This window comes from Fictibacillus enclensis (assembly GCF_030123385.1).
Lineage (GTDB): Bacteria > Bacillota > Bacilli > Bacillales > Fictibacillaceae > Fictibacillus_C > Fictibacillus_C enclensis.
On the sequence record NZ_CP126109.1, the window covers coordinates 3,699,313 to 3,719,805 of the forward strand.

A 20,493-nucleotide genomic window follows, 5' to 3' on the forward strand; every position below is an offset into this window, starting at 1 on the left:
GATTAAAACAACTATGATTGTATAACTTACGACTTATCTCACGCCAATTCCTTTATACATCATACCAAGACTTTTAATGTAATTTTCATCTAAAACATTTCTGCCATCAAGAACTAATTTACAATTCACAAAATTTGAAAATTTAAATTCTTTGTATTCATCGTGAAATGCCTGAAGAATGATGATATCGATGTCATTTAACACATCTTTGGAAAACGGGATGACTCCATAAGATGAAATCTCATCTGAGTTAAATAATGGATCATCAACGTATACAGTGGCGCCCTTTTGCTTTAATTCATCCATTAACCACAGTGTTGATGACTTAGTTGGTTCTTTTACATTTCCCCGGAAGGATAATCCTAAGATTAGTATATTACTATGTTTTAAGGAACCAATATTTTCTTCCACTAACTTCACTGCATATTTCGCCATACTGTCATTGATTTTCCTCGCTTCCGTTACCAGACCCTCTTCTAGACCATTATTTATAAAGAAATATGGATAAACCGGAATGCAATGACCGCCTACTCCCACTCCTGGAGAATGAAGATGCGATAAAGGTTCGCTATTTGCAGCTTTAATGACTTCTTTAATGTTTACGTCTAACTGATCTGCAAACATTGCTAATTCATTTGCTAAAGCAATGTTGACGTCACGATAGACACACTCTGCAACCTTAGTAAATTCTGCAACTTCTAAGCTGCTTACTTGCAAAACTTCACAATTTAATCCTTTTTTATAAAAAGATGAAGCTAATTCTAGACTAGCCTTGTTAAAACCGCTAACTACCTTTGGATAGTTTGTTAAATCTTGAATAATTCGATTAGAGTATACTCTTTCAGGACTATAGGATAAATAAAACTCATCTCCCATGGTTAATCCTGATAATTGCTCTATTTTTTTGCCAAACCGTTTTCTTGTATCGCCCGTAGGCAAAGTTGTTTCAAAGATAACAAGGGTGCCGTTTTTGATGCCTTTTCCTATTTCTTCAACAGCAGAGTCGATATATTGATAGTTAATTTGACCTTTATCTTTAGTTAAAACGGGCACAATCACAATAACGACGTCAGACTTACTTACAGCTTCAGTTGTATTGGTAGTTGCTTCTAGGGTTTTTGATTGATAGGCTTTTCCAAGCAATTTATCTAATCCTGGTTCATTATTTATATGAGAGAGACCCTTATTCACCGTTTCTACAACAAATTTATTAATATCAGCTCCATACACATGAAAATTACCGCTATTTGCTAAAATCGCCGCCAATGGCAATCCAATTTTACCTAATCCTACAATCGTGACATTTTTCATACTGTCAGATCCTTTCTGCATATCTTCTTGGTTGATATTATTTTTATCTTTCGTTTGAATGGTTATTGTTTGAACTTCCCCCATTATTTTATGTACAAATGTTTCCATTGTGAGTAAAAGGATGTAATACATAAAAAAGGTTTAAGGAAATTTGGTGCGTTATCCGAGCATCCTTAAAAAATATGCATATATTATTGGATATAAGTTTTTAGGAAAGGAAAATCGAGGTGTAACTCTTGACAGAAAAACTAAAAATATTAATTCTAATCAAGTCTATAGGGAAATCCTTCCCGAAGCATCAACCGAAATTTGATATGATCACAGCAATTGAAAAACACGCTGAAGTCCGTTATTGGCACAGTGATGGGAACATTAAAGAAATTATGAACAAATTGAATTTCACTCCGGATTTTATATTGCACTACGATATTGCATGGAAAAGTATTCTATCGCCAACTATTACTGGATTAGGAAAAATTGATATTCCAACGGGCTGTATTGTGATTGATATTCATTACAGCCCCAGCGCGAGAAAGGACTATTTTGAAAAAAATAACATTGACCTAATTTTTTCTGTAACAAAGTCTCCATTTTTGAAAAGATTTCCTCAGTTGAGAAATAAGTTTAGGTGGTATCCTTTCTCCATCAATCCCGATATTTGTAAGGATTGGCAAATGAAAAAGGATATCGACTTCCTCCTTATGGGGCAAGTATATGATAGAGAACGGAAAAGCAGAAATATGACAGCTACGCCCAAAGGGAAATACCCCTTTAGGGAAGAGGTTTTAGTAAAGATGAGAAACATAGAAGGGTTTGTATTTCACCAGCATCCCGGACATCGGGTAAAGCGTTCTTCCAAATCCATGATTGATGAAAAGTACTCTAAGGAGCTCAATAGAGCTAACATGTTCTTTACTTGTGGGTCAAAATTCAAATATCCAGTCCTTAAATACTTTGAAGCTCCGGCCTGCAGAACACTATTACTCGCAGAACCGGTGCAGGATATATTGGAACTAGGGTTTGAAGATGGTATTAATTTTGTGGCTTGTGATCAGTCCAATTTTTACGAAAAAGCCATGTATTATCTGGAAAACGAAGAAGAACGACAAATAATAACCGATAATGGGTACCAATTTATCCATACACATCACACTAATGATATAAGAGCACAACAATTTGTAAAGGATGTTGAAGATTTTTTAGCGAAAAAGGGGCCATCAGGAACGACCGGATCGACCGGCCCAATAAATTCAAATTAATATATGAATAAATTCAAGGTAATCCGCTCGCGTTTAATGGCGGATTTTTTTTATAAATGTGCATTTTTCTTAAGGCATATCTTTTTTATATTCATACCATAGAATAAGCTATTGAATTTAAAAATTATATCACCAAAGTAGCATGAAATAATTAACCAACTAAACCAGAAAAATATTGTTCCGTCTTTTTTAGATCGTATGGGAGGGCTATATGGATAACAAGAACAACTTGCAGGATGTGAAACTTGGGAAAAATGTGAAAATTTATGATTTCGTAAATGCATATGGCTGCCAAATCGGAGACGGTACCAAAGTGGGTGCATTTGTTGAAATACAAAAAGGTGTAATAATAGGAAGAAATTGCAAAATATCTAGTCACTCTTTTCTCTGTGAAGGTGTAAAGATTGAAGACGGGGTATTTATTGGACATGGTGTTATATTTACAAACGACGTGTTTCCAAGAGCGACAAATTCCGATGGCACGATGCAAACTGAAACTGAATGGGCCCTAGTAAAAACAACGGTTAAAGAACGAGCTTCCATCGGTTCAGGTAGCACAATATTACCTGGGGTTACCATTGGAAATGGTGCAATAGTAGGGGCTGGAAGTGTTGTTACAAAGGATGTACCTAACAATGCTATTGTCGTTGGTAACCCGGCCAGGTTTATTCGTTATATTAATGAATAAATATAGCTACCTTTAGATTGCGAAAGAAAAGATTCAAATATCCGGGGGGTAAAGTTTAATGTTAAGAGCGGGAGTCATAGGTTGTGGGTATTGGGGACCTAATATAATCCGTAATATAGATGCATTGCCAAATGTGGAACTAGCGTATATAGCTGATTTAGATTCAAATCAACTGGAAAGTATTAAAAAAAAATTTCCCTATGTAAACACAACGACAAACTATCGCGATATTATTAAAGATTCATCCATTGATTTAGTCTATATTGTTACTCCTGTAAGCACACATTACAGTTTTGCAAAAGAAGCCTTGGTTAGCGGGAAACATGTATTTGTTGAAAAGCCCTTAACGGACGGTTCAAAAACATCTTTAGAGCTATGTCAACTTGCTGAATCTAAAAACCTTGTATTAATGGTTGGACATACATTTGTTTATTCCAGTGCTGTACGGAAGATGAAGGAAATTATCGATACTGGAGAAATAGGGGACGTGTTGTATATTACTTCGAATCGTTTGAATTTAGGACTATACCAAAATGATATCAACGTGTTATGGGATTTAGCACCCCACGATATCTCAATTGTCAGTTATCTACTGAATGGAGAAATTATCAATGTAGAAGCTTATGGTCAACGAACAGTCAATCCTAATTTGGTAGATACTGCGTTCCTAAATCTAACATTCTCAAATGGAGAAAAGGTATACATTATGAACAGCTGGTTATATCCTGAAAAAATTCGAAAAATGGTCGTGGTCGGTACAAAAGGAAACATCGTCTATGACGACATGGAGCCTGAAAATAAAGTAAAAGTGTTTAATAAGCACGTAGAATTAACATGTGATGAACATGGTAAATATTCCTATAATTACGTACAAGGAGGGGAATACGCTCCAAAACTAGTTCTAAGAGAAGCATTATTTGTTGAGCTGTCGCACTTTGCTGATTGTGTGTTAAATAATCAAGAGCCTCTCACTAGTGGAAGAAAGGGTCTGAACGTTGTAAAAGTACTGGAAAAAAGTGATACGTTATTAAATTTGTAAGGGGCATATAGAAAGTGACTATTCCATTTTTAGATTTAAAATCTCAATATCTTAGTATTAAGGATGAAGTGATTAATGCTGTAGAACACATTTGTAACGATACTGCATTTATTGGGGGAAAAGCTGTAGATATATTTGAAGAAAGTTTTGCAAAGTATTGTAATGCCTCTCATTGTATTGGTGTAGGTAATGGTACAGATGCTTTGTGGCTTGCGTTAAAAGCGATGAATATCGGTCCTGGTGATGAAGTTATTGTTCCAGTAAATACTTTTATTGCATCTGTAGAAGCGATTTCAGCAGTGGGAGCTATACCAGTGTTTGTTGATAATGATGTTGATACATATACAATCGACATCGCAAACATTGAAAAATGCATTACACCAAAGTCGAAAGCAATTATTGCAGTGCATTTATATGGACAATCTGCTGATATGGATCCGATTTTAGACATCGCAGCCAAACATGGACTTAAAGTGGTCGAAGATGCAGCTCAAGCACACGGTGCCGAATACAAAGGCCGTCGGGTCGGTTCAATTGGGGACGTCGCTTGCTTTAGCTTTTATCCTGGAAAAAATCTTGGCGCTTATGGTGACGGTGGGGCTGTCGTAACAAACAATCGAGAAATTGCAGATATTGTTCGTCTATTGAGCCAACACGGCAGTAAACACAAATACCAACACAAAATAGCAGGATATAACAGCCGTTTGGACGGTATTCAAGCCGCGGTTTTAAATATTAAGATGAAATATATTGAACAGTGGACTGAGGCACGTAGAAAAAATGCTTCTTTATATTGTCAGCTTTTAGAAGGTTCTAATATAATTGTTCCATTCGAAAGGAAAAATTCACGACATGTATATCATCTTTTTGTTGTTCGTTTAAACAATCGTGATGAAGTACAAAAGAGGTTGTTAGAACACGGTATTCAAACAGCTATTCATTATCCAATCCCTATTCATTTAACAGAGGCCTACGTGAAATTAGGAATTCCAAAAGGAACATATCCATTGAGTGAAACATATGCAGACGAAATTTTATCCCTTCCAATGTACGCAGAGCTTTCAAAAAAACAAATACACGAAATTGTATACGTATTGAGAGAAATAGTTCAATAATACTTTACCGCTCAAGAAAAAAGCAATTTTTCTTAGACATTCCTCTTTATTCTTATTTTTGACAAGACTCATCCTTTTTCAAATTATCAAAACCTATCCTCTATTTCACGAATCAAAAACCAATGAATCCTTGTAAAGCAATAGTTCAAATCCCGGCCAGTACGCATATATTCAAACTAGTTCATAGAATACGTTCAATATTCCCAATTATTCAGGAAAACGAATACGTGTATGTTGGAAAACCTGTTAATCGGATGTCTCGATAGAAAAGAACCTCTCATAAGAATTATAAAGTTGAAAGCTGAAGGCCGAAATGCTGCCCATTGTAGTTAAACCAACCATGGAATACATTACTTGGGGATAATATTGTTAAAAGTGAAGTCCCCTGCTGTACAACGAGAAGGATTCGACTAAAACTACAATATTGAATACGAAGAAGACGAGCGTATTTAGCTCGTCTTCTTCGTTTCGCTTATGAAATTATTGGTATGCCTACTTAATCACCATTTCGAAACCTTATTAAGCTGAATTCACCCTGAATTAGAGGGGTTGTGTAAACACTCCTGAATATATTTGATTAATTGCAAAGCTCTTGCATCATTTGTATGATGTGTATGGATAAATTGGTACCCATTATCGGTTATTTTTTGTCGTTCTTCTTCGTTTTCCAGATAATACATGGCTTTTTCGTAAAAATCCGACTGATCACAAGCCACAAAATTAATGCCATCTTCAAACCCTAGTTCCAATATATCCTGCACCGGTTCTGCGAGTAACAGTGTTCTGCAGGCCGGAGCTTCGAAGTATTTTAGGACTGGATATTTAAACACTCCACCACAAGTGAAGAACATTTTAGATCGATTTAATTCTTTGGAATATTTTTCATTCAGCATGGCATCTGAAGGGGCATCATGTCCAGGATGTGTATGGAATACAAACCCCTCCAAATCTCTCATTTTCACCAAAACTTCTTCCCGGAAAGGATATCTTCCTTTAGGAGTTTTTGTTTTGTTAAGACTTTTGCCCATTCTGTCATACACCTGGCCCATAAGCAAGAAATTAATTTCCTTATTTAACTCCCAATCTTTAAAGATGCATGGGTTAATTGAGAAGGGCCACCACCTAACCTTTTCTTTATAATGGGGAAAAGTTTTCTCAAATGGGGACTTCGTCAGGGAAAAAATCCTATCTATATTGTTTTTTTCAAAGTACTGCTTTCTTATTTCCGGAAAATAATGAATATCAATGACTATACATCCTTTTGGAATGTTAACTTGCCCCAGCCCAGTAATGTTTGGAGAATACGCATACCCCCAAGCAACATCATAATGAAGGATAAAATCCGGATTAAAATTCAATTTGTTAATAATATCTTTAATGTTTCCATCCCTGTACCAATATCTCACTTCCGCATGTTTCTCAAGTGCAGTAATTGTTTCGAATTTTGGTTTATGTTTAGGAAAATTAATCCAAAAAGGTTTAATTAATATTAATATTTTCACCTTCTCTTGCATTTGATACACCTCCTTAAAACTAAGGTTTCCTTCACATCAATATATGAGCTCCAGTTAGACATGGTTCCCAAGATTGCTACGCTCACTTTTATTTAGCGTTTCGAGCCATCTCATACCCAGAATATCTTATACGTTCAAACAGTCGGAAACGAAATGTTCAATTTGATTAACTTCCTAGTTCAAGGGATTTATTTATATTTATTAACTCGTTTATCAATTACAGTATGCCCTTTTAACATACCTATAGCTTTAATATTTTGAACTGGGGATTGATACTGAGGATATATCTCTAATGCCTTTAAAAAATGTTTATAGGCTTGATTGTATTTTTTTAAAAATAGCAATCCTTCACCTAGGTAATTTTCATCTAAATGATTTCGATTCTCTATCTTACTAAAGTGATTAACAGCTCGTTGATAATCTCTTTCGACAAGACCCTTCATACCTTCATAGAAGACTCGTTCTCTTTGATTTTTAATTAATGGGATTGCCTCATGAAAAAGATTATAAGCTTCATTCATCATCCATCTTCTGGAGAGAGCAACACCCGCAATCAATTTAGCAGCTAATAAGTTTTGATCGTCTGTTTCATAATTCCAATCTGCTTCGTTCAAATTTTTCAAATCCTCATTACAAATATTCAATTTTACATGTCTTGATAGTACTTCATAATCATTTTGATTGGTTACATTTGTCTGATGTCTTCTATATATATACAATGGTTCTGGAATAATATAAGATACCCATTTTCCTCTTGCTACCTTCAAGATAAAATCAGTGTCAGAACCCACTTTAATTGTTTCATCATATAGGATATCTCTTACTGTTTCTTTTTTAAATAAAATGGTTGGATTGTTGAATGGAGTACCGACATTTAGGAAAAAGGAATAAATATCATCCGGTAAAATATTGCTCGACTGCCAGTAACCAAAAGGTGATCCATTTTCCGTTATTAGTAACATATCAGAATGAGCAAAGCCAATGTCTTCATGACAAAGTATCTCTAACATTCGTTCAAAGCGATGTGGGAGAGAAATGTCATCAGCACCATGAAATGTAACAAAATCTCCTTCTGCATTTAATAATCCTGTATTAAACGCGGCAGCTACTCCCTTATTTTCTTGCTTAAAATACCGTATTCGCTCATCCTTAAATGACATTATGAGTTCTTCACTATTATCAGTAGAGCCGTCATTTACAATAATTAACTCAAGATTTTCTTCCGTTTGACGTAATATACTATAAATCGTTTCCTTTAGAAATTTCCCACCATTGTATACTGGTAAAATAACACTAATCATAAAAAACACCTCTCATCAAGAGTGCAAAAATCGTTGAAAAAAGCATGAGTGTAGTGGTTATAAACCATTTATTTCTTCCTGATTACCCTGCGTCCTGAGAGATACCAATCTAGTAAATGTCCAAAATCAAGTGCCACCTTGTTCTGTTTTGCAATTTGCACACAAATTAAATTAGCCGCCACTCCAGCAGAGACAAAGGCAATATCAAATTCATATTTTTGCACTTCTTGCATAACTTTTTCAACGGAGTTTATTCCAGCAACTAAAACCGTCCCTACAATGGATTCATACCCCTGCTTATTGTAAAAATCCTTTCCATCTTTAGAACGGTTACCAATGAGCAACACCCTAGAATTACTTAATGCATTGTGAATAAATGTGGTTTCTTCATTAAGGCGATAATTGATTAGAGAATTTGTTAAATTCATTGTTTGTAAAGGGAGACGGTATTCCATTGCGACTTGATTAAATAGCCTCTGATAAGTTGGATATCTTGCTTCCGGAATACCAACTATATTTGCCTCTAATAGGTTTTTTGCTAACAAGTCTCTTCTTTCGTGATTCGGAACTGTAAATCCCCCCATACCCTTTAAATGGATGTTTTTGTTAATTTCTTCTGAAGTGACTAAAATGTCATGCGCTAACGCAAGGATTTCCCCATCGCCCAGCCGTATCACACTAAACCCTTGTTTATTTTTCAATGACTGTAAAAGTTGTTTTTCCACTTCGCTAGCTGTTTGTAATTTAATAAGGTCCTTTGATAAACTTTTGATCCCTTCATCTATAATTTCTTCAAGATTGTAAGGTAAATATTGATTTTTCGATAATTTACTTTTAACAATTGCTTCTCCACCTTTATACATCGCTTCTGATGCAAAGGAATTTATATCCCACTGGCCAGGATATCCAAGTCTGAGTAAGTACTCCCACTTTTCGTTAGATAATGAATACGTCAATGAAAAAATCCCCTTTAGAAAAACTTAAATTAATTTGCTAATAATCAAAACAAACTACTTAACAAATTTCCAAAATGAAAAATACTTTCTAAGCGCTATGAAGTCTGGGGTTATAGTCTAAGTTTTATTCTTACTAAGATAGTCTTCGAAAAAACGTTTATTAAATAGCACTTGTGGATCATTCGGACGAAATTGCTCTACTATTTCATTATGTTCAATAGATTTTTCCACATTTCCCAATTCCCAATGACAAACGCAAAGGCTCAAATGAGGATACCAAGTAGAATATGATTCATTATGAAAGCCTTGTGGTGTTTGCGGCTTATTTAGAACCGCTGTATTGTACCAGAAAACGGCAGTTTGAAAATCCTTTTTGGCTTTGAAATGATCTCCTAATCGGCAACAGCTTTCAGATCGTGGGACATCATAAGTAAAAGATTTCAGGAGAATTTCCACCTCTTCGTCTTTATCACCTAAAATGGCGTAGGATTCTGCCATATAAAGACAGGCTCTAATATTATCTTCTATCCAACCTTTCTTGGTTGCTAAGAACTCCCTATAATAAATAATTGCCTTTTTATATTGATTGTTATCTTTTAATTCATTGGCATAATAATATAAGTCACGTGGACTAAAATCCTCGCCTGCTTTAATCCGTTTTTCATAAATCCTAAGGTTTCTTCCTACAGATTGATCACTACCTGCTTTATCGCTTTTTCGATGCACCACTGCTATGTCTGATGAAAATATGTTACCACTCACTTCAAGGTATTCATGCACGGGGCCAATCCATTTAAAGTTATTGATTCGCTTAACAAGGCGATTTCTTCTAAAATAGAACGATGGGTTCCCATATTCATCAAATGCTAAAATGTAATTCATAGAAACAGCATCAACACTTGGATCCAAACTTAATTTTAAAGCTTCTAATTTCTTTTGATCTTCTTCTCGTAACACATCATCAGCATCTAACCATAGGATATAGTCCATATTAGCCTTACTAAAAGCAAAATTTCTTGCTGCAGAAAAATCGTCAATCCATTTAAAATCATAAATTTTATCCGTGAATTTTTCAGCAATCTCCTTCGTTTTATCAGTTGACCCCGTATCTACAATTATAATTTCATCACATAAGTGGAAAACGCTATTTAAACATTGCTCTAAAACTTCCTCTTCATTTTTCACAATCATGCAAAGACTTATTGAAAGCATCATTACACCTCTAAGATAAAATTTTGTAATCATAATATATGAGAAATTTTCATAAATGCCTTTTTTAAAAAGAAATAAACCGACAGACTTTAACGTAAAGTTTTCTGAAAAATTAAAATTACAAAACACGTTAAAATCAATCACAGGATAACTAAGATGCTTAAAATGAATTGTCGCTCCGTCACCCGTACGAAACTAATCCACTTTAACAAACCTTTCAGATACGTATTACACGTTCAACACTGTAGGTCTTTTGAATTTATTCTTCCGAGCTGCAAATTAACGTGCAGGAGCTAAAAAAGGTTCTACGCCATGCTATTCAGAAATTAAGATTTTCGGTACAGAGTTAATAAAACCCGACATTTTCCCGTAAACTTACGGGCGTTTTAAATAATACGCAGAATACGATTATATGCAATCAATAGCGTTTCCTTTTACACTTTGAAGTTATCAAATAAAGGACTATTCGGTCATTTATAAAGACAGTAAAAATCGATATGGAATATGAAACCTGTTCATAAAAATCAAAATAAATGAAGGACTTTTTATCTGAACCTTCATCTAATAAATCAAATCGGCGAAATACACAAAAAGGAAGAATTACTTAAAAGTAATCCTTCCCAGTTGCTATAAAAAGAATGTTGCAAATCTGTGTCTAGCTAATTACAATACCTGCACTTGCAAAACCTGTAAGGGAATCGAGAAGAATATTATCTGAGCCTACTAAAGAAAACACCATTATTAGTTTATCTCCTGTACTTACTGGAATTGAAATTGGACTAGCAGTACCAAATGCATTATCTCCAAGGACTACTAGTGGGTTATAGTCTGGTACTAAATCTACAAAAGCGCCTGCTATTGGAGTAAAGGTGCTGCTATTTGGATCAGGTACACCCGCAGTAGTACTCGTCCATAATTGTGCTCTAACAGTTACATCTTCACTTATTATTACTCCCGCTGTAGCACTAAAGAATGCAGATATTGATGTCACTATTCCGTCACGAGGAACTACAAATGCGAAGTCAAGAACGCCCCCGACACCTAGAGTAATAGTAGCTCCAAGAATAGAAACACCATCAATAGAACTCCCGAATCCAATAAGACCGGCAGTGTTAACTGATCCATCAGCAATACTTGTCAATTCTACTGGGGAGCCTGAAGCAAATGGAATTATTGCACCAGGTCCTGGTAATCCCGTTGGTCCTGTAACTCCCGTTGCTCCTGTTGGTCCCGTTGGTCCTGTCGGTCCCGTTGGTCCTGTCGGCCCGGTTGGTCCTGTTGGTCCGGTCGGTCCTGTCGGTCCGGTTGGTCCCGTTGGTCCCGTCGGTCCGGTTGGTCCCGTCGGTCCGGTTGGTCCTGTCGGCCCGGTTGGTCCGGTTGGTCCTGTCGGTCCTGTCGGTCCGGTTGGTCCTGTTGGTCCCGTTGGTCCGGTTGGTCCTGTTGGTCCTGTCGGTCCTGTTGGTCCGGTTGGTCCTGTCGGCCCGGTTGGTCCGGTTGGTCCTGTTGGTCCGGTCGGTCCGGTCGGTCCGGTTGGTCCCGTCGGCCCTGTTGGTCCGGTCGGTCCGGTTGGTCCGGTCGGTCCGGTTGGCCCGGTTGGTCCGGTTGGTCCGGTTGGTCCGGTTGGTCCGGTTGGTCCTGTCGGTCCGGTTGGTCCCGTCGGTCCGGTTGGTCCCGTCGGTCCGGTTGGTCCCGTCGGCCCTGTCGGTCCGGTTCGTCCCGTCGGTCCGGTTGGTCCCGTCGGCCCGGTTGGTCCCGTCGGCCCGGTTGGTCCCGTCGGCCCGGTTGGCCCGGTTGGTCCTGTTCGTCCCGTCGGTCCGGTTGGTCCGGTTGGCCCCGTTGGTCCGGTTGGCCCCGTTGGTCCTCTTCGTTTTTTAACTTCTTTTTTGCAGTCACCTACATTTACATTCACTTTAACTTTTTGATTTTGTTTATTACATTTGCATTTGGATTTTCTATGTCCGCAATCTGAACATCTTTTTTCCTCGCATTTGCATTTTCTATGTCCGCAATCTTTACATCTTTTATGAGATTCGTATTTATCACTACCCATATTATTTTAACTCTCCTTTTCTATTAAAGATTACTATATTTTATGAAATAGAATTGAATTGGTTTGGATAAAAGCGATAAAACCTGCCTAAAAAAAGCACATTTTTTAATCCCTAGGCAAATGATCAGAAGCCCATTTAATATAGGCAACAGAATCTACATATTGCGTTTGGCACAAGGCTTAAAAACATGAAAAAACAGCCAAAGCTTTCTTGAAAAAGCGTTTGGCTGCCTGTTTATCTCTTGATTCACTTAGATAAAAATCAATCTTAATCCATCTTCTGCACATAATAATATTCGTACATCCATTGACCATTAATTTTTATTTACGTTTCATTGACTCCAGGGGCCTTTTGTTGTAGCTGATTAAGCTTCATTCAATAGATTTTGATTTGTCATACACCATTTCTTTTCTAGAAAAATACAGTATATCCGTTTAATTCAAAAACCCTTCCTCGTATTAAATTGCATCGATATGCCATACTATTCAGAATTAAGAGTCGGAGAATTCAGATCTTCTATAAGTCATAATAATGTCAGAAGCATCTTGAGCCAATACGTCCTGTCGGCGGGACTCCTATTGGCCTATTATGCTCTAAAAGTAACAACATTGGAATACAAAGAGATACTACATAACAGTTCTATGCTATACGTGTGACTACAAGTGAGGGGTTGAAGTAAGCTACAGTGCCTTGTACAAAGACCGCTTCGACAGCTATCGCATCCCTGGCATTAAGATTTATTTGAATTATTTTCGCAAGATTATCAATTTGAGTATCATTTTGCAGATGAATCATTCTACCTCTTGTATCTTCCACATTATTAATAAATAGACTAAAAATGGAAGAATCATTTGGTAGGGATTGTACACTAAAAGTCACCTCAATAGTATATACTCCTGAACTTCCTACTATGATTTCATCGTTAACTTTATCAGGGGTTACTCCAGAGAATGGACCTTGGGTTGAAAAATCAAATCTCTGTCCTGTCGTTATTGGTATTAAGCTATTCACTCCATAAAGGGAGCCGTAAGCAAGTACACCACCTTGTCCTGTTGCACCTGTTGGCCCCGTCGGTCCGGTTGGTCCGGTTGGTCCTCTTATGCAGTCAGCAACATTTACATTCACTTCAACGTTTTGATTTTGATTAATTCCTTCATTGCATTTGCATCTATTATGTCCGCAATCCGAACATTTTTTACTCTCGCATTTGTATTTTCTACGTCCGCAATTTTTACATCTTTTAGTACATTTGAATTTATCACTACTCAAATTATTTCAACTCTCCTTTCTATTAAACTTTAATATATTCTATGAAATTAAATGAAACCTGATTGGATAAAAGACAATAAAACCTACCATTTTTTTTGAAAATACGGAACATTTTTTAAATCCTTGGGCACATGTTGAAAATAAGTACACTGTATCCAACCTTTATTACCCCATTTAATATAGGTAATAGAAAAATATTGAGTTTGGCACGAGGCTTTAAACATGAAAAAACAGCCAAACCTTTCATGAGGCTGCTTGTTTATCTCTTAATTCGCTTAGATAAAAATCAATGTTAATCAACCTGCTGCACATATAAATATCTTAGTACATCCATTTATCTTTAACTTTTTTTACGCTTCATTGACTCTCCATGAGTAATTTGTTGGTTTAAGATGACACCGTACTTTTTCATCAATTCAGGACTATATTTATCAACCCAACACATAATCTTTGTATTTTCAAGTTTTATTGCACAAATACAAAAAAGAACTGCAATTTCAATCAGTTTTGGATCAAGTGTTCCTTTATATAGAGGCGTTTTCGGCGATCTATATTCGGTTGTTTCTCTGCTCACATTACTTGAATTCCCTACATCTCAAATCATCTTGGAAGTAGATGGAGAAACAATCACTGACAAGATAAATGAGCTTTGGGAAAAAGATATTGAAGAATATACAATCAATCAATCCATCCCTGGTATAGGAGAAAAGGTCGCTGCCATGATCATTTCCGAAATTGGAAAGATTGAACGGTTTGACCATCCTAAAAAGCTTGTCGCATTCGCTGGCATAGACTGAATCAGGCAAATTCAAAGGTACTGTGAACAGGATTACAAAAAGAGGTTCCAGCCGTCTTAGGCACGCTTTATACATGGCTGTAAGGTGTGCAATCCGTGACTGTAGAAAGAAGAAAACCCACAGATGAACTCCTCCCTCAATAAAAAATTAAGAGAGTTTTATGATAAGAAACATGAGGAAGGAAAACCTTTTAAAGTAGTTGTTATAGCCTGTGCAAATAAGCTTTTACAATGGATATTTGTCCCTTTTAAATAGCAAAATGACTTTCCAAGATATTGCTAAGTTAATCCATTTGGCTAAATAAAGAAAAACCTTCCAAACAAGCAGGTTAGCATACCATAATATAAAAATCTATTTAATTGAAAAAATTTTGACTAACTATTAGCTGGTTTAGTTGTAGAACGATCAAACTAAGGAAAGCGATTAGTGATGACGTTCACCCCAACAACACAATTTTTTAGAAATAAGTAACTTGTCCATGCCAACGTCTCTCTATATGCATTTAATAGAGTAGGAGGTGAATTTAAATGGGAGGAAAAAAGAAATGTCGAAAAAAAATTTATTGTGATCCAGAATATATTGTTAAAAACAAATATACCGAAAGAGAAGTAACATTCGTTCACCCTATCATCCGTATTAACAGAGAGCATATCAAATATGTCCCTCGCCATGTATATAAAGAAGAATCAATAAATGAGATCATAGACCCTGGCTACCCAAAATGTCATTGCAAAAAGAAAAAGAAAAAGAAGATTTTTCATGAGTCCAGTTCCAGCTCTAGCTCGAGCTCATTCAAAAAGCACGTTGAATCAAGCTCCAGCTCCAGCTTCTGCTCCTGCAACAAGCAGAATCAGCAGGTGGAAGCGAATATCGTGCAGCGAGACGGTGAGTCGAGCTCAAGCTCAAGCTCCAGCCAAAAGCACGTTGAGTCGAGCTCAAGCTCAAGCTCCTTCAAAAAGCCCGTTGAGTCGAGCTCAAGCTCAAGCTCCTTCAAAAAGCGCGTTAAGTCGAGCTCAAGCTCCAGCTCCAGCTCCTTCAAAAAGCGCGTTAAGTCGAGCTCAAGCTCAAGCTCCAGCTCCTTCAAAAAGAGAAAGAAGAAAAATCGCTGGTATTAATTATTTCTAGAGCACGCCTTTAAGGCGTTCTCACAGACCGTAGACAAACCCCTTTTCAATTTTCTTTGAAAAGGGGTTTGTCCGTTTTTATAGGGAATAATCGTTGATTCAAACTGGACATGGGCCTCTTTATGTCCAGTTTGCCAGTTTTTTTGATTCATGTCAGCGAACGTAAGCAATGTTAGAGGGTGCTCCTCCAAGCTTACATGATATGGGGGCGGCATCTCTAGGCAACAACTTTTATCGACAAAGGAAAAAGCTGAATAATACTGTATCCCGTTTGTTCTCACCACCTTTAAGGAGGGGAAGGAATGGCTAATTTCCGAAAATTAAACAGTGGTTTGTGGCAAGCACGTGTTTCGAAGGATGTAAAATTAAGTATAGGGACTTTTTGCAGCAAAAAAGAAGCCCAAATAGAGGCAAATGCTGTAGAAGAAAAAATCTATTACGTTCACACTGTACATGACAGGGAAATTTTGTTTGAAGATGTTGTACAAGAATGGTTATATAATCATAAAAAATCCTCGGTTAAAGATTCTACCTTCGACAATTAGAAGTCATCGTAAGAATACACATACTCCCTGAATCCTCACAAAATCGAAATGAACTAAAATCGTAATAATAACTGTTACCATAATTCCTTATTATGACAAGGGTTTTTAAATTTATCGTATTGATTTTGTTTTCTGATTCAATACCTCTTTCGGAAGCGACAATTATTTAATTATCTTGAGTGTACTGAACAAAAATAATCGTCTTGTGCGATTTTATTTTTTCTGTCCGAGGTAAAATGAGTTTGAGCGAGCCGATGGGCATCGCTTTTATCCGTCTTATGCCTCCGCATAGAAGCCGTAGAAGATAAAACTTAATTTTTGTTAAATACATCTATTTCAGTTTTTAATGTACTTTCCCACCAAACATCATTAATTCCATTTAGATAACCTTTAAGTAAATCTCTAAATGGGTAGGGTTGTAAGTTGTTGGCATCTAATTTATCGGCTTTAGACCAGAAAAACGTTATATGAGATTCTCTTGATACAGGAAAATCATTTGAGTCTAATTCATCGCTTTCAACCTCAAAAACTTGATTAATTTCACAATGTAATATATCTTGTTTTTCCCATTTATGCTCAACTAATCCAAGCAATTTCCCCACTTTAGGTTTAATACCTAATTCTTCTGTTAACTCTCTTTCAAGTGCGTCTTTTGCACTTTCTCCAAATTCAATGTGACCACCAGGTAGAAAAGTATTTGTGGTTCCAATTGCTTTTGCAAGTAGAATCTTATTATTTTTAATAATGACAGCCCTGGCTAAATTATGAAATGGTTTCTGCAATTAAATCACCTCATTGATTTCTCTTTTTCAAAACCCTTGTCCTAAATTCAATAAAAAAGAGCAATTCTCCTTCTTGATGAAATGCACCCTTTAACTGAGGACCTTATCTTCATTTGATGTCAAAAATTCACCTAATTTATCTAACGAACCGATGAAAGATTCAACTTCAGATAGGTGATAAAAAGTGCTTGTGGTAGTAAGGTTATTGATTTCATTGTTGGGTGAATAGAGAATAATTCTTTTATTGAGTCCCAAAGCTATTCCAAATTCAATGTGACTTCCTTTTCCAGCTGGTAATAAAACAACGATAAAATCAGCTTCGGCCACAGCATTCTTTTCTTGTTGACCAATCAGCTTTAGGTCTTCAAGTGTTGATGCTTTTTCATTTTGAGTCCAATCATATGTATTTACCTTCGAAACTCACGAACGGTTAATTCAAGTTGTCCAATATATTTACGTTCTTCCTCCACTAAAACAAAGCCTTTTGGAAAAGCTGATATTTTTTCATCTAAAATGGAGATATTCCTCTTCTTTACCGAACCCCGCAGTGTCTCCAAAACTTACATTAAATTCAACTACTGTATCTCGATGTTTCTTTACATCAAATTTTTTCAAATTTCACTTTATCACCCCTTGTAAATATCAATTCCCTTATTCAACAATCCTGCCCCATTAGTTGCACAAGAAAAGGAACTGCGATCAGCTCTTGGTAATGAGAAAATTAGTTATTTTAATTTGGTTAATAGATGTGCTTTTATTGAATAGCAAATACAGCAGTTTCATACTGGAATGACTGTTTTTTTATTTCCCGCAAAAAGAGTATTTTATCAGCTATCAGAAGGATGGTCTATATTGCAACAATCTTTACGAAAAGAGCCTTATAAAAAGACCTATGTATATTAATTCTGTACATAGGTCTTTTTAGCACATAGACAATGGTTTAATTTGTATTATGCTTTGAACGTCGTATACTCTCAATGTAAAGATTCAAACCGGCACAAAATCGGCACGAACCGATTTTCACAAAGAAAAACCCTTGGTATATTCCTTATATACCAAGGGTTTCTTAAAATTAACCGATTGAACCTTCCATCTCGAACTTGATTAATGAAGGCTTTCATAACATATTCAATAGATGCATAAACCTTGTTAAATCAAGGTTTTCCCTATTTCCATTTTTAAACCTTTTCAATGCTTTTCAAATTCAGTTGGCACAAAATTGGCACGAAAACGAAATGGATGCGGTTCCCAATGATGAACTTGTGTACGGAATATATTGCGTGTCTTTCTATGATTGATGATGACTAAAACCAACATGATATTAGCAATACTAATAGAACGAGTGCTTGCCTTTTTAATGAGGGTCCCATTATCTCAGCACCGATTAACCAGTCTTCATCCTGTGCTGATTGCTTTAATGATATTGCTTTATAGCAATCCTAAAAACATCCGAGAGATGTTCGTTTAAAGCTACAGGCTGCTTTTCATATTCTAGCCCGCTTGTGAACTGGGTCACTCCATGTGTAAGTTCGTGCCCAATCACATCTAGTGAGTTTGTAAAACCCAACAAAAATAGTTCGCTGATTAATATATGATATTAATGATCATTGGTCGATTTCCCTCTGAGTCTTCCTTTGCTGTCTCTAAAGAATCATATAAAAAACCTTTTATTGTTTTACCATTAACTACTATCATGTTATACACTCCATATGCTTCAAATTTTTAATTCTCTATAAATATATTCTAACAAACGGTATGTAGGGCACCCAATAAAATATATTCACCCGAAAGAAACTTTGGCACTTTACCAAAGAATATAAAAAGAGGCCTAAGAAGGCCTCTTTTTTAGGTGTATGTTCTGGTGTTTAGTAATACAATCATACCATAATTTTGACTAACAGATCTTTTTTCTTTGATAGAGCTGTTTGCTCAAACACACTCAGTAGATACATCTAATTCCTCGGCAATTGCCATTCATACAATCCCAAAGACTATTCAAGATTAAAATCCACTTGTCTTTATCTCAATATTAATTGCTTCTCAAAGCATTTGATAATACCTACCAATGCATGTCGCAGCAAGCTTGAAGGTTTCATTAATGAGTTGGTCATTGATTAAATCATTGAACCGTATTTCATCGAAAGTTAAGAAAGCATGGCAAGCAGGTCATCTTCCGCATTTCCAATTAACTTTAGACCAAAATTCCCTTCCAATACTTGCATGACACCAGATGATATAAACTCTGGAGGTTTCGGTCCAATGCGAATATCTTGTATGCCTAGACTAAACAAACCAAGTAGAATGGCAACGGCTTTCTGCTCAAACCAAGAAAGGACGATACTAAGTGGTAACTGACTCACTTCGCAATCCAAAGCCTCTGCCAGGGCCAGTGCAATTTTTACAGTTGAGATGGAATTGTTACATTGTCCAAGATCAACATAACGGGGAATATCTGTTCCAGGAACGACTCCAAAGTCCACATCATTGAAACGGAATTTTCCGCAAGAAGTAGTTAAGATGACCGTGTTTGATGGCAAAGAGAGGGCCAGTTTCCGATAATAATCCCCTCCCTTACCAGGTGCATCACAACCAGCAATAACAAAGAAATGATTGATTTTTTTGTCTTTAACTGCTTGAATGATTTCAGGTGCTAACCCAATAATCGTTTGATGGTGAAAGCCTGTAACTAATGTTTCGCTTGATTCAATATTCACCACTGGCAATTCTAATGCTCGATCAATCAGTGGAGTAAAATCATCCTTTTCAATTTTTCTGACGTTTTCTAAGCCAGCTACCTCATACGAAAACATTCGATCCGCGTAAGTTCCTTTGATCGGCATTACACAGTTGGTAGTGGCTAGGATGGCCCCTGAAAACTTTTCGAATAAACGCCGTTGATCGTACCACGCTTTCCCGATATTTCCTTTTAAATGGGCATATTTCTTTAGTTGGGGATAACCGTGTGCCGGTAGCATCTCAGAGTGAGTATAAATATTTATACCTTTACCTTCTGTTTGTTTTAATAGTTCTTCCAATGCAAACAAGTTATGGCCTGTAACCACAATCGCTTTGCCCTCAATTTTATTCTGAGTAATTTTCGCAGGAGACGGAATTCCTAAGCGGTCGGTATGGGCTTGGTCCAGAAGATCCATTACCCGTACGGCAGCTTTTCCAACTTGCAATGCCATATCAATATGTTCCGGTACATTAAAATTGGAGTTGGTTAACGTTAAATATAAGGCTTCGTGTGTTGTAGCATCAACAAATGAATCGGTATACCCTAATTGATTCGCATGTGTTCGATAAGCCGCAATACCCTTTAAGCCAAAGATGATAGTATCTTGTAAACTGGCAATGGTTTCATCTTTTCCACATACCCCTATAGTCTTACAGCCGCCAGTTGGAGTTTGCTCACATTGATAACAAAACACATTTCTCATCCCCTTCCTACATGCTCTTATCTTAAGAGTTGTAGGTTTCATTTTTACTATTTTAGAATATACCGAAAAAGGTTTTGTTTCCGTGACCAG

The 20,493-nt window shown here is 36.5% G+C and carries 14 protein-coding genes and 5 pseudogenes; 7 read left to right on the forward strand and 12 right to left on the reverse strand.

The features are described 5' to 3' along the window. Window positions 1–33: 33 nt before the first annotated feature. Complete coding sequence (locus QNH15_RS19420) at window positions 34–1,311, reverse strand: nucleotide sugar dehydrogenase (RefSeq protein ID WP_283889786.1); 1,278 nt, start codon at window positions 1,309–1,311, stop codon at window positions 34–36. A gap of 236 nt (window positions 1,312–1,547) precedes the next feature. On the opposite strand from QNH15_RS19420, the gene QNH15_RS19425 reads away from it, so the two are divergent. From QNH15_RS19425 to QNH15_RS19440, 5 genes and pseudogenes are all read left to right on the forward strand, one after another. Continuing rightward, the gene (locus QNH15_RS19425) at window positions 1,548–2,570 is read left to right on the forward strand and encodes a glycosyltransferase (protein WP_283889788.1); all 1,023 of its coding nucleotides are present in this window, start codon (window positions 1,548–1,550) and stop codon (window positions 2,568–2,570) included. A gap of 211 nt (window positions 2,571–2,781) precedes the next feature. Further along, window positions 2,782–3,003: pseudogene (locus tag QNH15_RS26235) on the forward strand (LbetaH domain-containing protein); the annotation flags it as partial. Window positions 3,004–3,054: 51 nt separating this feature from the next. Then, window positions 3,055–3,240 (forward strand): annotated as a pseudogene (locus tag QNH15_RS26240) (DapH/DapD/GlmU-related protein); the annotation flags it as partial. A 76-nt stretch (window positions 3,241–3,316) separates the two neighbouring features. Further along, entirely contained in the window at window positions 3,317–4,297 is a 981-nt protein-coding gene (locus QNH15_RS19435) for a Gfo/Idh/MocA family protein (protein WP_283889792.1), read from the forward strand. A gap of 14 nt (window positions 4,298–4,311) precedes the next feature. Beyond that, window positions 4,312–5,412: a DegT/DnrJ/EryC1/StrS family aminotransferase gene (locus tag QNH15_RS19440; RefSeq protein ID WP_283889794.1), complete on the forward strand. Its 1,101-nt coding sequence runs from the start codon at window positions 4,312–4,314 to the stop codon at window positions 5,410–5,412. A 530-nt stretch (window positions 5,413–5,942) separates the two neighbouring features. Here the strand turns inward: QNH15_RS19440 and QNH15_RS19445 are convergent. The 7 genes and pseudogenes from QNH15_RS19445 to QNH15_RS19480 form a co-directional block, all read right to left on the reverse strand. Then, window positions 5,943–6,926 carry a glycosyltransferase gene (locus QNH15_RS19445; RefSeq protein WP_283889796.1) on the reverse strand — a complete coding sequence of 328 codons (984 nt, stop codon included), beginning with the start codon at window positions 6,924–6,926 and terminating at the stop codon, window positions 5,943–5,945. Between the two features lie 188 nt (window positions 6,927–7,114). Beyond that, window positions 7,115–8,227, reverse strand: coding sequence for a glycosyltransferase (locus QNH15_RS19450; RefSeq protein WP_283889797.1), 1,113 nt, complete (start codon window positions 8,225–8,227; stop codon window positions 7,115–7,117). 68 nt (window positions 8,228–8,295) lie between these two features. Further along, entirely contained in the window at window positions 8,296–9,183 is an 888-nt protein-coding gene (locus QNH15_RS19455) for a GT-D fold domain-containing protein (RefSeq protein ID WP_283889798.1), read from the reverse strand. Between the two features lie 117 nt (window positions 9,184–9,300). After that, window positions 9,301–10,395 carry a tetratricopeptide repeat-containing glycosyltransferase family 2 protein gene (locus QNH15_RS19460; protein WP_283895669.1) on the reverse strand — a complete coding sequence of 365 codons (1,095 nt, stop codon included), beginning with the start codon at window positions 10,393–10,395 and terminating at the stop codon, window positions 9,301–9,303. A gap of 655 nt (window positions 10,396–11,050) precedes the next feature. After that, a pseudogene (locus QNH15_RS26245) lies at window positions 11,051–12,226 on the reverse strand (exosporium glycoprotein BclB-related protein); the annotation flags it as partial. 417 nt (window positions 12,227–12,643) lie between these two features. Next, window positions 12,644–12,770 (reverse strand): annotated as a pseudogene (locus QNH15_RS19475) (DDE-type integrase/transposase/recombinase); the annotation flags it as partial. A gap of 315 nt (window positions 12,771–13,085) precedes the next feature. Then, window positions 13,086–13,715 carry a hypothetical protein gene (locus tag QNH15_RS19480; protein ID WP_283889803.1) on the reverse strand — a complete coding sequence of 210 codons (630 nt, stop codon included), beginning with the start codon at window positions 13,713–13,715 and terminating at the stop codon, window positions 13,086–13,088. Between the two features lie 486 nt (window positions 13,716–14,201). Here QNH15_RS19480 and QNH15_RS19485 point away from each other — a divergent pair. Next, window positions 14,202–14,816 (forward strand): annotated as a pseudogene (locus QNH15_RS19485) (transposase); the annotation flags it as partial. 1,122 nt (window positions 14,817–15,938) lie between these two features. Continuing rightward, a complete protein-coding gene (locus QNH15_RS19490) occupies window positions 15,939–16,181 on the forward strand; it encodes a hypothetical protein (protein WP_283889805.1) in 243 nt (80 codons plus the stop codon). Window positions 16,182–16,492: 311 nt separating this feature from the next. On the opposite strand, the gene QNH15_RS19495 is transcribed toward QNH15_RS19490, so the two are convergent. The 4 genes from QNH15_RS19495 to hcp form a co-directional block, all read right to left on the reverse strand. Continuing rightward, the gene (locus tag QNH15_RS19495; protein ID WP_283889807.1) at window positions 16,493–16,963 is read right to left on the reverse strand and encodes an NUDIX domain-containing protein; all 471 of its coding nucleotides are present in this window, start codon (window positions 16,961–16,963) and stop codon (window positions 16,493–16,495) included. A gap of 90 nt (window positions 16,964–17,053) precedes the next feature. After that, complete coding sequence (locus QNH15_RS19500; protein ID WP_347343356.1) at window positions 17,054–17,290, reverse strand: hypothetical protein; 237 nt, start codon at window positions 17,288–17,290, stop codon at window positions 17,054–17,056. A 1,087-nt stretch (window positions 17,291–18,377) separates the two neighbouring features. After that, window positions 18,378–18,506 carry a M4 family metallopeptidase gene (locus tag QNH15_RS26250; RefSeq protein WP_430667174.1) on the reverse strand — a complete coding sequence of 43 codons (129 nt, stop codon included), beginning with the start codon at window positions 18,504–18,506 and terminating at the stop codon, window positions 18,378–18,380. Between the two features lie 601 nt (window positions 18,507–19,107). After that, on the reverse strand, window positions 19,108–20,445 hold the full coding sequence (gene hcp / locus QNH15_RS19510) for a hydroxylamine reductase (protein WP_430667175.1): 1,338 nt from the start codon (window positions 20,443–20,445) through the stop codon (window positions 19,108–19,110). Window positions 20,446–20,493: the final 48 nt, after the last annotated feature.

Excerpts from the sequence above, each read along its gene's own strand:
- QNH15_RS19490 (WP_283889805.1), top strand. The coding sequence starts at position 15,939 with ATGGCTAATTTCCGAAAATTAAACAGTGGTTTGTGGCAAGCACGTGTT.
- QNH15_RS19420 (WP_283889786.1), bottom strand. The coding sequence starts at position 1,311 with ATGAAAAATGTCACGATTGTAGGATTAGGTAAAATTGGATTGCCATTG.
- QNH15_RS19460 (WP_283895669.1), bottom strand. The coding sequence starts at position 10,395 with ATGCTTTCAATAAGTCTTTGCATGATTGTGAAAAATGAAGAGGAAGTT.
- QNH15_RS19450 (WP_283889797.1), bottom strand. The coding sequence starts at position 8,227 with ATGATTAGTGTTATTTTACCAGTATACAATGGTGGGAAATTTCTAAAG.
- hcp (WP_430667175.1), bottom strand. The coding sequence starts at position 20,445 with ATGAAACCTACAACTCTTAAGATAAGAGCATGTAGGAAGGGGATGAGA.
- QNH15_RS19445 (WP_283889796.1), bottom strand. The coding sequence starts at position 6,926 with ATGCAAGAGAAGGTGAAAATATTAATATTAATTAAACCTTTTTGGATT.
- QNH15_RS19435 (WP_283889792.1), top strand. The coding sequence starts at position 3,317 with ATGTTAAGAGCGGGAGTCATAGGTTGTGGGTATTGGGGACCTAATATA.